Origin of the sequence: Paenibacillus sp. 1-18 (genome assembly GCF_000520755.1) — a bacterium.
In the GTDB taxonomy this organism is placed as follows: Bacteria; Bacillota; Bacilli; order Paenibacillales; family Paenibacillaceae; genus Paenibacillus; species Paenibacillus brasilensis.
This window is the reverse complement of record NZ_ASSB01000341.1, coordinates 1-880: the sequence shown is the minus strand read 5'-3', so window position 1 is coordinate 880 and position 880 is coordinate 1. Positions and strand designations below refer to the sequence as shown.

1 protein-coding gene is annotated in these 880 nt (G+C 57.3%); it reads right to left on the bottom strand.

Features of this window, described 5'->3' with window-relative positions; genetic code table 11:
- Positions 1–880 (bottom strand): AMP-binding protein (locus L693_RS28415; protein WP_155983906.1); only part of this gene is annotated, 880 nt, incomplete at both ends.

Genomic DNA, 880 nt, shown 5'->3' with positions numbered 1-880 from the left:
GCTGACGATATAAAGCCGTATATTCGAGATCGGCTTACCGATTGGAATCGTTCTGTACGTTTCGTCCGCTTGCAAGTTAAAGTACGACACGTCGACCGTCGCTTCCGTCGGTCCGTACAAATTCACCAGCTTCGCCTGGCCGACCGGAGCCACGAATTGCTGGAACCGCGCCGCCGCATTCGGCGTTAATGCTTCACCGCTGGCAAACACTTGCTTCAGTGAAGCCAGTTTGCCTTGCGCTTCCTCTCCTTGACGCTCGATGTATTCCAGGAAGGCGTTCAGCATCGCCGGTACGAAATGCATCGTGCTGATCCTTTGCGCAGCAATCGTCTCCACAATCACTTCCGGGTCTTTCTCCCCGCCGACCGGGAGCAGGCACATACTCGCTCCGACGAACGACCACCAGAACAGCTCCCATACGGAAACGTCGAACGTGATCGCCGTTTTTTGCAGTATTGTATCTCCTGCATCCAGCGGATACGCCTCCTGCATCCAGATCAGGCGGTTGATCACCGACCGGTGTTCGACCATGACGCCTTTCGGCTTGCCGGTCGATCCCGACGTATAAATGACATACGCGATGTCCCGAGGATCGGCGACCGGCTCCAGATTCGAGCCGTCCAGCACGTAGGCTTGCGCCTCGTCCAGCTTCAAAATCCGGCCCGCAAAGTGTACGCGATCCTGCAAATGGCTTGGCAGCAAGAGCAGCTTGGCCCCCGAATCCTCCAACATGTAGCGGATGCGCTCTTCCGGGTAGTCCGGATCGATCGGTACGTAGGCTCCTCCGGCTTTTAATATGGCGAAAATGCCCACCATCATGTCCAGTGAACGCTCGGCCATCAAACCGACGAGCTGATCGGCCTGCACGCCTTCGGCCCGC